Below are 12,647 nucleotides of genomic sequence, written 5' to 3' on the forward strand. Positions count from 1 at the left end.
ATAGATTTATTGGTGACTGGTGACTGGTGACTGGTGATTGGTGATTGGTGACTGGTGATTAGTGACTGGTGATTGGGTTATTAATCTTCCCCTGCCCCCTACTCCCTTGCCCTGTGCTTCCCTGCCTCTTCCCCAGTCCCGCGTCCAGTATAGGGAAATTTGGCTCATGACACCGGATATGTTGATGACCCCAGAGAAAATCGTCCTCGATGGCAAAATTTTTATTCCTGCTGAACAAGTACCCATTCCAGAATGGCCTTGCGTTGTCAGTGAAAGACCACAACCCACTTTAACGGTTAAAGATGATGATTTATTTTTGGTGACAGATACAATGGGGAACATTTCCGGTTGTTCCCTAGAAGATGGGAATCCCAGTGTGGGTTTATTTTGCGCTGATACCCGATTTTTGAGTCGTTTAGAGTTACAAATTAATGGGCGATCGCCTGTTTTATTAAGCAGCACTGCTGATAAAGGTTTTGCTCTCTCTGTTTTATGCACTAACCCCAAAATTGATGATCACTTAAATGCTGATACTATTGGTATTCATCGGGAAATTGTCCTTAATGGTGCATTATTTGAAGAAATAGAAATTTCTAACTACAGCACTTCTAGCATTACTTTTGAAATTAGTCTTAGCTTTGATGCTGACTTTGCAGATTTATTTGAAGTTCGTGGTTTTTATCGAGGAAACCGGGGTAAATTATTACGATTATCAGAACTAAAAAACTGTTCAGAAAACCTCAGCCTTGCCTATCAAGGTTTAGATGGTGCAGTGATGGAATCCCGGATACAATTCCAACATCAACTACCAGATTATTTTCAAGGTTATACCGCAATTTGGCGTTTAGAATTAGCTTCTCACGAAACCAAAAAACTCGGTTATCGCTTGCAGACTTTAACCAATAATCAACCGATTTCTAATGTCAATGCTGCCACAACTTTGGCACAAGCAAAAGCTTCTGAATTAATGGAGGAGCAAAACTGGGTACAACAAATTACCCGCATTCACTCAGATAAAAGTCTTTTTAATAGAGTGATTGAAAGAGCAGAACAAGATTTGTATTTATTGCGCCAATCTTTTGGCAAATATAAAACTGTTTCCGCAGGTGTTCCTTGGTTTTCCACTTTGTTTGGACGGGATTCTATTATTACCGCTTCCCAAACTTTGATGTTAAATCCCCAAATTGCTAAAGAAACTTTAATGATCTTGGCAGAATATCAAGGTAAAAAAGAAGATATTTGGCGAGAAGAAGAACCAGGGAAAATTTTACATGAGTTACGGTTTGGAGAACTAGCAAGGTGTCAAGAAATTCCCCATACACCTTATTACGGAACAGTAGATGCAACGCCTTTATGGTTGATGTTGTATGCTGATTACTATGCTTGGACTCATGATCAAGAAACCCTAGAAACATTGTGGAGAAATGCTTTATCCGCCATGGATTGGATTGATAGAAATATTCAAGAAACAGGCTATCTTAGCTACAATCGTAAATCAAAAGGTGGTTTAGTTAACCAAGGTTGGAAAGACTCTGGTGATTGTATTGTGAATAGAAAAGGTGAGTTAGCTAAAGGGGCTATTTCTTTATGTGAAGTGCAAGCTTATGTCTATGCTGCAAAAATCAAATTAGCAGAAATAGCGAAGATGAAAAAGCGGCTAGATTTAGCTGAAACTTGGTTAGAAGAAGCTAAAAATCTCAGAGTTAGATTTAACAAAGATTTTTGGATAGAAGATCAAGATTTTTGTGCTTTAGCTTTAGATGGGGAAGGAAATCAAGTAGATAGTATTAGTTCTAATCCTGGACATTGTTTATCTTTGGGAATTTTTACCCCAGAAAAAGCCTACAGTGTAGCAGAAAGATTGCGAGCGCCAGATATGTTTAATGGTTGGGGAATTAGAACTTTAAGTAATTTGTCACCTGCTTATAATCCAATGGGTTATCACATTGGTTCAGTGTGGCCACATGATAATTCTTTAATTGCGATGGGACTGCGTTCTTTGGGTTTAATTGATCAAGCTTTGGAATTATTTCAAGGTTTGTTTAATATGACTTCTCAGCAATCTTATCAACGTCCACCAGAATTATTTTGTGGTTATGAAATGAATGGAGATAATGCACCTGTGCAATATCCTGTTGCTTGTAGTCCCCAAGCTTGGGCTACAGGTAGTATATTTCAATTATTGCAAATGATAGTGAATTTAGTACCAGACGCACAGAATAATTGTTTACGAATTATTGACCCTGCTTTGCCGGAATCAATTAATCGTTTATCGTTGCATAATTTGCGTGTTGGTGCGACGATTCTTGACTTAGAATTTGAGCGGGTGGGGAGTACAACTTCCTGTAGAGTTGCGAATAAAAGGGGGAATTTAAGAGTTGTAATTGAAGCTTAGATTAGTTCATAGATCCCGGACTTCTTGAAGAAGTCGGGGATCTGGGTATAATCAGATGAACACAGATAAACGCAGATTTTTTTGATAAACATCCTGTTAATCCTTTAATCTTGGACATCCTGATTCTGACAAAAAAATAAGTTATAATAATCTATCAAAGACTTCATAATTAAAGCGTTGTGCATTTAATTTGTATAAGTGGAACAGGCATCTTGCCTGTTAAATAAGAGTTCAGAATATTAGGATTATTCAATTTAGCTGTGTAACAGCTTATTTGTCAATAATTAATATTAATATTATAACAAAAGTAGGGGTAAAGCACATTGCTAAACCCCTACAGATTCCCAAATTATAAAAATAATTATTGAATTACAGCAGATTGCAGATAAGTGAGGTACAGAATCTAAATTGAAACCTATACACCAAGCCAGTTTTACTCCTGACCCCTGACTCCTGACTCCTGCTGTAATTAAGCATCTTCTGAACGTTCAATTTTTTGACCAGGAGAAGATTCATATAAAGCATCCAACTGTTGACGCGCATCATCCACATTAATAGAACGCATTACCAAAAGCGGTTCTTTAATTAAATTACCGGAATTATCTAATAATTCTGGATGAGGTACAGATTGTCTTTTTGCTCCATAATAACCAAAGCTACCTTTATTCCCCGCAGAGGATGTATTTGGATAAGGTCGCTCCCGATCAAAACTGAACATGACTAGGTTACGAATTAAATTACTGACAGCAATAAACGCTAAAACGGTAAAAGCTAAAACGTAGAGCAGGTGTAACATAAAATTATCCTCCAGGGGCAACAAATTTTACAAAATCTAAAGTTTTATATCGTAGTCCTCAACTTTTCTTGACCTGCAATTTACAGGGAAAACAAAAGTTAAGTTATTTATTTGTGTTGTGATATTTTGTAATCTTATTCAGATTAACGTAACATGGTATACATTATTTTTTTATGAAAATAATGTTAAGGTTTTTGTCCTAATGTTGAGATTTATGACCATAAAGATCACTCATGCTGTGATTGACGGTAACGCATACCAACTTTCCAGCATTCGCCTAATAATTGATGCCAAGGCATTAATGTAGCCATATCCAGTCCCACTTTTTTACCAGTTACAGCAAATAGCATTTTAGAAGTATTTAATTCTGCTTGTGCTTGCGTAACTCGGTTGAGTAAATCAGATTGTTCCTGTTCACTCATAAATGAGATTTTCTCATTTTCTAATAATTGACGTGATCGCGCAAACCAATATTCAAAATCCTCTAACAGCGGCTCCAAGACTGACTTTAGCAACTCAGCACTTGGTGAATTTGAGTCACCCATATATAAGAAGCATATTTCCTAATGTCTTCTTAATATTAACGCTATTTACGAAACTTAACAATCGCCTCATAACTTACCTGCCAAAACAACCAAAATTTGTAATTTGTTATACAATACACAATTGTATAATTTTGGCAAGAGGTTTGTACAGTTCCTTGCGACTATTTTTTGATCTGTCTAAAGGAATATCTATTGTGAACATTTAGAGATAATAATTACAAACAATTGTTAGGGGGCAATGCAGTTTTGTGGGGTCATCCCACAAAATTGCATTACTCCCAGATCAAAATGAGTGACTGACCTGTACAGATGATTGATCTTACCAATGATGGTAACTATGATGTGGTTTTGACTATTTCTGGTTCAGCTATTGCTTCTAGGACTCCAGATGGAAATGAAAATTTAGTAAATGAATAAGCGCAGAAACTTCCCCGAACCATGATTTTTTCCGTCCGAACCATGATTTTTTCTGCTAATTGTCAGGTTATCTATACTGAATTTTACTGATAAATCACCACAAAATCTGACAGCGATCGCTCAACTCCACAGTGACCAATCTCTAGCTTTGCTGGTGGAAACTGCTGATATATATAGCTTTAGGCGCTGGTCGAAAATTAATCAGCGCCTGGAATGATGACCTCGCTGGTTAATTTATTATTCGTGGCTAGAAGTTTCTAGTCTTTGGCTTTTGAGGTTCTGTAACTGTTGCAGCAGGGAATCTACTTCTGCTTGCAGGTCAATAAATTTTTCTTGTTGTTCGTCTTGGTAGTAAGCCTTGGTGAGCTTCTTTACCAATTCACTATGAGATTCGCAGCTGGCAACACTGGATGATAAAGTTGACATAGTTATGTTCTTTCCGAAACTAAACTCACACCATTAGAGATATTATAATAAAGCTATCTTAACCTTTCTTAAAATCAAGTATACTTTTAATTACATACTCTAATAGGTTTCCTGCTAAATCATAAGTGACTGCGATAATAGTGACTGTGTTCCTCGGTGGTGATTGGTGACTGGTGATTGGTGACTAGGAAAAATCTTTCCTCCCCTGCTCCCTGCCTGATCTGTTGCTAGATATCGCCATTTGCATGGTAAAGTGATTGACACTATCAAAAAAAATCTATTTTTCTCATCTCCTAATCCCTAGTTAAGAAGTTTAGAATCCTGTGACTTTGAGCTTGTCTGTTGCTAAATCTCATCGCCAACCTTGGCCGGGGCTAATAGAAGCCTACCGTGAATACTTGCCTGTGAGCGAAAGTACCCCTGTGGTGACTTTGTTGGAGGGTAATACTCCTTTGATTCCTGTACCAGCGATCGCTGAACGTATTGGTAAGCAGGTGCAAGTATTTGTTAAATATGATGGTCTGAACCCCACTGGCAGTTTTAAAGACCGGGGTATGACTATGGCTATTACCAAGGCTAAGGAAGCTGGTGCTAAGGCGGTGATTTGTGCTAGTACAGGCAATACTTCCGCTGCTGCTGCTGCCTATGCTAAACGCGGAGGAATGCGCCCCTTTGTATTGATTCCTGATGGTTATGTGGCTTTGGGTAAGTTGGCTCAAGCTTTGTTATATGGGGCGGAAGTTTTAGCTATTAAAGGTAATTTTGACCGGGCTTTAGAAATTGTCCGGGAAATGGCGGATCATTATCCGATTACTTTGGTAAATTCTGTCAATCCTTACCGCTTGGAAGGTCAGAAAACAGGGGCTTTTGAAGTGGTGGATGCGTTGGGTAATGCTCCTGACTGGTTGTGTATTCCGGTGGGAAATGCGGGAAATATCACAGCATATTGGATGGGTTTTTGTCAATACCATCAAGCGGGAAAATGCGATCGCTTGCCAAAAATGATGGGTTTTCAAGCTGCTGGGGCTGCACCGTTGGTAAATGGTCAACCAGTGCTACATCCTGAAACTATAGCGACGGCGATTAGAATTGGTAATCCTGCGAGTTGGGATAAGGCGATCGCTGCCCAAACTTCCAGTATGGGTAGTTTTAACTCTGTTACAGATGAGGAAATTTTGGACGCTTATCGGTTGTTAGCGTCTTCTGAAGGTATTTTCTGTGAACCTGCCAGTGCTGCTTCCGTAGCTGGGTTATTAAAAGTGAAAGATCAAGTTCCTGCTGGTGCGACGATAGTTTGCATTTTAACTGGTAATGGTTTGAAAGATCCAGATACAGCCATTAAACACAGTCATGCTCAGTTTAAACAAGGTATTCCCGCAGATTTGCAAGCGGTAGCTGAGGCTATGGGTTTTTAAAGAATGCTGGGGACTGGGGACTGGTGACTGGTGACTGGTGATTGGAAAAATACAAATAATTACCCCCCTGCTTCTCCTGCTTCCCCTGATTTTAATAGCTATCTATGAAACGAGAATATCACTGACCTTAATCTTAATTTCTGGCAATACTTCACTTTTAATTAATTCATCACCTGTATAAATAAATTCTTCATACAAACCTTCTACTAAAGACAAAACCGTAATTTTGTTTTGTACAGGATCAACAATCCAATATTCAGAAATTCCCCTAGCTGCATACTCAGAACGCTTGAAGCGATAGTCTCGCACTTCATTTTCAGTACCAGGTGATACCACTTCTATAGCTATTAATGGTGGTGGCATTTCATGGGTAATAGTTCCTCCTTTTGTCGCTTCTAAAGCGGCGCGACATTCTTCACCCAAGATTAGTAAATCAGGGATTCTTACCTTAGCTCTACGTCCACTTACTTCAATCATAATTTCTTTATATTTTAATAAATGAAGAGGGACTATTTTGAACAATTCCAACAATAATCGCATTGATATATCAGAATTAAAAATTGATTCTGGTGGCATTAAAACTAATTCTCCATCTACTAATTCATAGCGATTTCCAGTGCCATCATCATAGGCATAGTAATCTTCAAAGGAAAAATAATTGATTGGTGCTTGAGGAGTTTGAACCATAAATATAATTCCATAATTCCATTCGCTTAGTACATATTAACCCAAGTTGATAACTAGGTACTTACGTTATCTCCCACCTCCCCTGCTTCCTCTGTCTCCCCTGTTGCCTTTGTGGCTGCTCTCAACTGTGTCAAACTATCAATAGCATCACCTAAAGCTGTGGTGAGGTTTTTACGGGTTTGCTCGTGGTTTTTCTGTTCTGTTTTTAATGCTTGAATGAGGCGATCGCGTTCTTGAGTCACAGCGATCAATTTAGCTTTTAATTCCTCTATAGATGTGTCTTCAGTTAGTTCTGACTCAATAGCCGTTGTGGTCGTTTCTGTAATTGTATCAGTGTTAATACCTTGAAGTTTCCAAAGTTCAGCTTTTAAAGATGCAATTTCTTGTTGATACATCTTGGCATCGGTGCGACGTTGTTCTGATTCAGTGTTATACACTTGTCGCCATTTTTGTGAACTTTCCCAAGCTTCATCACATTTTTGTTGCAGTTGAGCCATCTGCTGTTTGAGGCTTTGAATTTCGGATAACCATTTTTGTGTTAAATCTTGAGTCATATCATGTCCGGTTGCACAATTATCATATCTGTTGAGGCTGGTAATTGGTAATTGGTAATTGGTAATTGGTAATTGGTAATTGGTAATTGGTAATTTCTCATGAAACAGCTATATCGTAAGTGATTGGGCGGACATTATATCATAGTAGCTTTTATGTATAAATTTTGACATAAAATCTGTTCCCTGTTCCCTGTTCCCTGTTCCCTGCTATATATTGACAGTAAAACTGGACTCTCATCAATTATTGGGGCAATGTTAATTTCTCCATTGATGGGGAGTATTCTAGTTAACCAGGAAGTTACCGAAGCACAAGATATAATTCAGAAGCGATCGCAAGCTATTACAGAATACCTACAATTAAAATGGCAAGTCAGTGATGCTCGGATCAGCACCCAAATAGGAACAGAAACTCAAAGAAATGCCAAACTCCAACTTACAGTAGAATCGCTGAGAAAACCATCAATGGAAATTCTAGAAACACCACGCTAATATGCTGAATATACTCAAGCATCGCTGGATCAAGTTCTTTCGTCACCTCAATTGGCGTACACTGAAAAAAACTTTTGCCAGGACTATGGAAAGGAGACTTTTAGGACTGGCTTCAGAAATCGCTTTTAATGCTATGTTATCGTTGTTTCCGGCGATTCTTACCTTGTTAACAGCAATTGGCTTATTTGCAGAATCTTTGCGAAAAACTTTTATTCAACTCACAACACAACTGAGTCAAGTTGTACCCCAAGAAGCGTGGAATTTGATTAGTGAATTTGCTACTAAAGAAATTGCTGAATCTAAAAATTCTGAGTTATTTTCTTTGAGTTTTGCGATCGCTCTTTGGACAGCTTCTGGTGCAGTTAGTACCGCTATGACTGCTTTTGATCAAATTGAGCAAGTTTCCCCACAAGATACGCGCCCTTTTTGGAAAGCTAAACTCATTTCTTTAGGATTAACAATTGGTACTATCTTACTTTTAATGCTGGCTTCTTTTCTGGTATTTATTAGTGATTTACTTTTGGGTATGCTGGTGCGTGGTAATCCTTATTTGGGATTCTTATTACCTCTTTGGAAATTGTTACTTTGGCCTTTAGCTTTAATGATTGTTGCTGCTACATTTAGCTTAGTCTATCGTTATGGACCAAGTGTGTGGAAACCAGGTACACCATTAATGCCAGGAGCAGTTTTAGCAGCTATCTTTTGGGCGCTGGTTTCGGCATTATTTCGCCTTTATGTTACCAACTTTGGAAATTATAATAAAGTTTATGGTACAGTGGGAACTTTTATAGTATTAATGTTATGGTTATGGATGAGTGCCTTTGTTCTCCTTGTTTGCAACCAATTAAATGTAATTGTTGGTGACTCTATGACAGTGAAAACAGGAAACTAGGAAGGTAAATAACCCAATTACCAATTACCAATTACCAATTACCAATTACCAATTACCAATTACCAATTACCAATTACCAATTACCAATTACCAATTACCAATTATATAAAATGTCTAACTCTCACAATAAAATTTACATTGAATCTGATGGTTATGCACCAACATTAAAACGTTTACAACAAATTAGTAAACTGTTAGATAATGCTATTACCATTCCGGGAACTCCAGTAGGTATTGGTTTAGATCCAATTTTGGGATTAATACCTGTTGGTGGTGATGTTTTGGGATTGATATTTTCTCTTTATATTATCATTGAATCGGCAAAGTTAGGTATATCAAAAGCAACTTTAGGCAGAATGATTATAAATATTATCATTGATGCTTTAGTCGGTGCTATTCCGATGTTGGGAGATTTATTTGATTTTGCTTGGAGAGCAAATAATTACAACCTGATTTTATTGGAAGATTACTTAAAATCTCCTGGTGAAAAAAAGAAGGCTGATCAAGGTTTTATTATTGCTCTTTTTGCAGTGTTGGTTGTACTTGGTATTGTTTTAGTTGCATTACCTGTTATTTTTATAGGAATGCTATGGAAAGCTTTAAATGGTGGGTAAATTAATCATTAACTAAGCTGTTATGCGTTTAATTTGTATAAGTGGAACAGGCATCTTGCCTGTTAAACAAGAGTTCAGAATATTAGGATTATACAATTTAGTTGTGTAACAGCTTAACTCAAAATATCCTATTCCCTATTCCCTAACTAATAATATGAAAAACTGGTGGCAATTTCATTTTCCTCAAGGTCAACAAAATATAATTATTACTGATGCGTATGGCTATCCCGTAAAAATTGCTTATGGCGAAAAAGGTACAGGTAAACCATTAATTTTATTACATGGTTTGGGCAGTTGGAGTTATAATTGGAGATATAGTATTGAACCATTATCTAAATATTTTCGGGTAATTTGTTTTGATGCTAAAGGTTATGGTTTTTCGGAAAAAGCTATTTACCGTAGAGAAAAGAGTGGTCATCAAATAATTGAATTAGAACGGATTATTCAATCTTTATGTGATGAACCTCCCGTCATTGTCGCTGAGTCTTTAGGTGCGTTAGTTTCTTTAGCATTAGCGGCTAAAAATCCTCAATTAATTGGGAGTTTAGTGGTTATGAATGCGCCCATTTTTACCGAAACCTTACCTCATTGGGCAATGGGTTTATTAGCACAAACACCATTAGAAATTATCCACACAATTGATTTTTTACGTCTTGCTTTTGTGTTTGCACCTCTAGTTAGGGAAGTCATGGGTATGGAAAGACGAAAAGTGTTATTTAATCCTGCTATTCTCACAGAGGAAGATGTTTATTGGATAACTTATCCTTTTATTGAAATTCCCGGAACTTTAGTGAAAGTTGCAGAAGAATTACAAATAGCAGCTAGAGAAATTCAGAATTTACAAGCTAAAAAACCAAATATGTTAACTGAAATTCAAAATAGTCTCACTGCTATTGAATGTCCAACTTTAATTTTATGGGGTGATCAAGATAGTTGGTTTCCTGTGAGTCACGGTGAAAAATTACATCATTATATTCCTCATTCACAGTTAAAAATTATAGAAAATTGTTATCATGACGCATCCACAGGTGCTAATGATGTAGTGAATAGAGAAATTATGAAATTTTTGCAAGATACGAATTTCTGTTAAACTATAATTTAAGCCATTATCAATTGTCAATCATCAATTATCAATTATCAATTGATAAAAGAAGAGTGGGAGAAGGCATACCAAGCGCCTTTTTTCTCCCACTCTACATTTGCTGCTGGGGCGTTCAGGAATATGTGTTGATAGACGCTATCCGTTATTTAGGGGGCTATGTATTTCAACGATAGTGTCTAGATGATGTGAGTATTCCTGTTGCAGCAAATGTTAAACCTGATTTCTTTTTGATTTCTTTGATTTTTTATTATTTTTTGCTGAACTAATAGCCCAACAAAATATTAGTAGATTGCTTTTTTTGTTCATAATTCAAACTTGTGAAACAGCCTTTTTAAGCAGAAGCTATTTTATGTAGTAACCCCAGATAACAACATTATTGAAGTCGTTTATCTTTTAATAATTTAACCGGGTTGCTTACAGATTGGTTGCCAAGTTGGCACTTTTTGTTATTTGTTTTTCACCATTAGTCATTGGGGAAAATCTTCTCCCCTGCTTCTTCACTGTCACCTGTCACCTGTCACCTATTCCTCGACACCCTTTCTTAAATACGTTGTGGAAGTTTGAGTATGCGATAAATAACCCAACAACCAGATGCACAACTGAGGGCGATCGCCAACATTAACCATAAAGGTGTAGGATTACTGATATTAGAAGATAGTACGTTTTCTTTTTTACTGACTACTTCTATGGTTTTTTCTGGTTCTATTTTGGGAACGTAGCCAATATAAATTAGCTGGAAATAGCCAAATATTCCCACTCCCAGGGGAATAACTAACAACCCCACAAACCATAACCAAGGATACTTTAGGCACCGTTTCTTAATTAGAGATGTATTTTTTAATTCTTCTGAAGTGCTGTTTACAGTTGTGGTTAGTTCTGGTTTTGCATTGTGACTGTTCATGATTCATTTCCACTTGCATCCTCTAGTAGTTTATTATACTATAAGATACAAGTGTTATTTAACAGTAGGATAAAGGGGGTTGAAAGTAGTTTTTTGGCAAAATAGCGGTTTTTTACCAAAAATTTCCAAAAAAATTGGATATTATGCTACTTTTTCCCCATTATCTGCAAATTACTTTACTGAATCTTCTAATTTAGAATTGGTATGTCTTTCAATGGCAAGTTGAATTAATTGATCTACTAATTCTGTAAAAGAAATACCAGTATTTGCCCAAAGTTGCGGATACATACTTGTAGATGTAAACCCTGGTAAGGTGTTAATTTCGTTAATCAAAATTTCTCCAGTAGCTTCTACATAGAAAAAGTCTACTCGCGCTAAACCTGCACCATCAACTGCTGCAAAGGCTTGTAATGCCATTTCTTGAATTTGTTGAACTACTGTTTCTGGTAAAGGTGCAGGAATTAATAAGTCTGCTTTACCCTCAGTATACTTGGTTTCATAATCGTAAAAATCGCTATCAAAGGTAATTTCACCAATAACGGAGGCTTTGGGGTTGTCGTTGCCTAAAACCGCACATTCTACTTCTCTGGCAACTACTCCGGCTTCGACTATGATGCGTCTATCATAAGTTGCAGCGTTATCTAAAGCTGCTTCTAATTCTTGACGCGATCGCACTTTGGCTATTCCTACGGATGAACCCAGATTAGCAGGTTTGACAAAACAAGGATAGCCTAATGTTGCTTCTATTTCATCACACAATTTAGGAAATATACAAGGGTTTGACCAAATTTGCGCTCTCGTTATTGCTTTGTATTTTACCTGGGATAAACCTGCTTGGGCAAAAGCGGTTTTCATAGCAATTTTATCCATCCCGGCGGCTGAACCTAACACCCCAGAACCAACAAAGGGAACTTGCATTAATGTTAGTAAACCTTGAATTGTTCCATCTTCGCCATTGGGTCCGTGGAGTATGGGAAACCACAAATCAATTTCTGCTGTTTCTGCGGGAAATTGCCATAAATTAGGGGTTATAGCGGGATTTTCTGTGGCTTCACTAGATTTTAAAACTTGTTGTGCAGTTTCTCCCCCTTGCCAAACACCATTTTTTTGGATGTAAAAAGGCACAATTTCATATTTCTGACTATTTGCTTCTGCACTCAAAGCATTTGCGATCGCCCTTGCAGAAATTATTGATACTTCATGTTCTCCAGAACGTCCACCAAACAGCAACCCCACCCGCAGTTTAGACATCTTCCTTACCTCGACACTATCTAAAGGTGATAGCGTACCACAAGGAATGTTATTAGGAGTTAGGAGATCAAGGAGTCAGGAGAAAGATAAATATTTCCTGTTTCTTGTTTTCACAGTCCCCAGTCCCCAGTCCCCAGTCCCCAGTCCCCAGTCCCCAGTCCCC

At 37.4% G+C, this 12,647-nt stretch carries 14 protein-coding genes; 6 read left to right on the forward strand and 8 right to left on the reverse strand.

Annotated elements, in window-relative coordinates:
• Positions 1-6: 6 nt before the first annotated feature.
• Positions 7-168: an alpha/beta hydrolase gene (locus PN497_RS18415; protein ID WP_272110754.1), complete on the reverse strand. Its 162-nt coding sequence runs from the start codon at positions 166-168 to the stop codon at positions 7-9.
• On the opposite strand from PN497_RS18415, the gene PN497_RS18420 reads away from it, so the two are divergent.
• On the forward strand, positions 167-2,395 hold the full coding sequence (locus PN497_RS18420; protein WP_096572801.1) for an amylo-alpha-1,6-glucosidase: 2,229 nt from the start codon (positions 167-169) through the stop codon (positions 2,393-2,395). The genes PN497_RS18415 and PN497_RS18420 overlap by 2 nt on opposite strands.
• Positions 2,396-2,864: 469 nt before the next feature.
• Here PN497_RS18420 and PN497_RS18425 read toward each other — a convergent pair whose 3' ends face one another.
• From PN497_RS18425 to PN497_RS18435, 3 genes are all read right to left on the reverse strand, one after another.
• On the reverse strand, positions 2,865-3,191 hold the full coding sequence (locus PN497_RS18425) for a DUF2973 domain-containing protein (RefSeq protein ID WP_187039610.1): 327 nt from the start codon (positions 3,189-3,191) through the stop codon (positions 2,865-2,867).
• A 227-nt stretch (positions 3,192-3,418) separates the two neighbouring features.
• Positions 3,419-3,736, reverse strand: coding sequence for a DUF2605 domain-containing protein (locus tag PN497_RS18430; RefSeq protein WP_096571220.1), 318 nt, complete (start codon positions 3,734-3,736; stop codon positions 3,419-3,421).
• Between the two features lie 654 nt (positions 3,737-4,390).
• On the reverse strand, positions 4,391-4,579 hold the full coding sequence (locus PN497_RS18435) for a hypothetical protein (RefSeq protein ID WP_096571218.1): 189 nt from the start codon (positions 4,577-4,579) through the stop codon (positions 4,391-4,393).
• 323 nt (positions 4,580-4,902) lie between these two features.
• Between PN497_RS18435 and thrC the strand changes: the two genes are divergently transcribed.
• Positions 4,903-5,994 carry a threonine synthase gene (gene thrC / locus PN497_RS18440; protein ID WP_096571216.1) on the forward strand — a complete coding sequence of 364 codons (1,092 nt, stop codon included), beginning with the start codon at positions 4,903-4,905 and terminating at the stop codon, positions 5,992-5,994.
• Positions 5,995-6,096: 102 nt separating this feature from the next.
• On the opposite strand, the gene PN497_RS18445 is transcribed toward thrC, so the two are convergent.
• Both PN497_RS18445 and PN497_RS18450 read right to left on the reverse strand, forming a co-directional pair.
• Positions 6,097-6,681 (reverse strand): Uma2 family endonuclease, encoded by a 585-nt coding sequence (locus tag PN497_RS18445; protein WP_096571214.1) that lies wholly within the window; start codon positions 6,679-6,681, stop codon positions 6,097-6,099.
• Between the two features lie 53 nt (positions 6,682-6,734).
• Complete coding sequence (locus tag PN497_RS18450) at positions 6,735-7,235, reverse strand: hypothetical protein (protein ID WP_096571212.1); 501 nt, start codon at positions 7,233-7,235, stop codon at positions 6,735-6,737.
• A 252-nt stretch (positions 7,236-7,487) separates the two neighbouring features.
• On the opposite strand from PN497_RS18450, the gene PN497_RS18455 reads away from it, so the two are divergent.
• The 4 genes from PN497_RS18455 (at position 7,488) to PN497_RS18470 (ending at position 10,320) form a co-directional block, all read left to right on the forward strand.
• Positions 7,488-7,724, forward strand: a complete 237-nt coding sequence (locus PN497_RS18455) for a hypothetical protein (RefSeq protein WP_190347669.1) — start codon at positions 7,488-7,490, stop codon at positions 7,722-7,724.
• 1 nt (position 7,725) lies between these two features.
• Complete coding sequence (locus PN497_RS18460; RefSeq protein WP_409349336.1) at positions 7,726-8,616, forward strand: YihY/virulence factor BrkB family protein; 891 nt, start codon at positions 7,726-7,728, stop codon at positions 8,614-8,616.
• A gap of 110 nt (positions 8,617-8,726) precedes the next feature.
• Positions 8,727-9,230, forward strand: a complete 504-nt coding sequence (locus PN497_RS18465) for a DUF4112 domain-containing protein (protein ID WP_096571210.1) — start codon at positions 8,727-8,729, stop codon at positions 9,228-9,230.
• A gap of 154 nt (positions 9,231-9,384) precedes the next feature.
• Positions 9,385-10,320, forward strand: a complete 936-nt coding sequence (locus PN497_RS18470; RefSeq protein ID WP_096571208.1) for an alpha/beta fold hydrolase — start codon at positions 9,385-9,387, stop codon at positions 10,318-10,320.
• 553 nt (positions 10,321-10,873) lie between these two features.
• Here PN497_RS18470 and PN497_RS18475 read toward each other — a convergent pair.
• Both PN497_RS18475 and PN497_RS18480 read right to left on the reverse strand, forming a co-directional pair.
• Positions 10,874-11,233 carry a hypothetical protein gene (locus PN497_RS18475; RefSeq protein ID WP_096571206.1) on the reverse strand — a complete coding sequence of 120 codons (360 nt, stop codon included), beginning with the start codon at positions 11,231-11,233 and terminating at the stop codon, positions 10,874-10,876.
• A 171-nt stretch (positions 11,234-11,404) separates the two neighbouring features.
• Positions 11,405-12,484, reverse strand: coding sequence for a D-alanine--D-alanine ligase family protein (locus tag PN497_RS18480; RefSeq protein WP_096571204.1), 1,080 nt, complete (start codon positions 12,482-12,484; stop codon positions 11,405-11,407).
• Positions 12,485-12,647 lie beyond the last annotated feature (163 nt).

This window comes from Sphaerospermopsis kisseleviana CS-549 (genome assembly GCF_028329225.1).
Lineage (GTDB): Bacteria > Cyanobacteriota > Cyanobacteriia > Cyanobacteriales > Nostocaceae > Sphaerospermopsis > Sphaerospermopsis kisseleviana.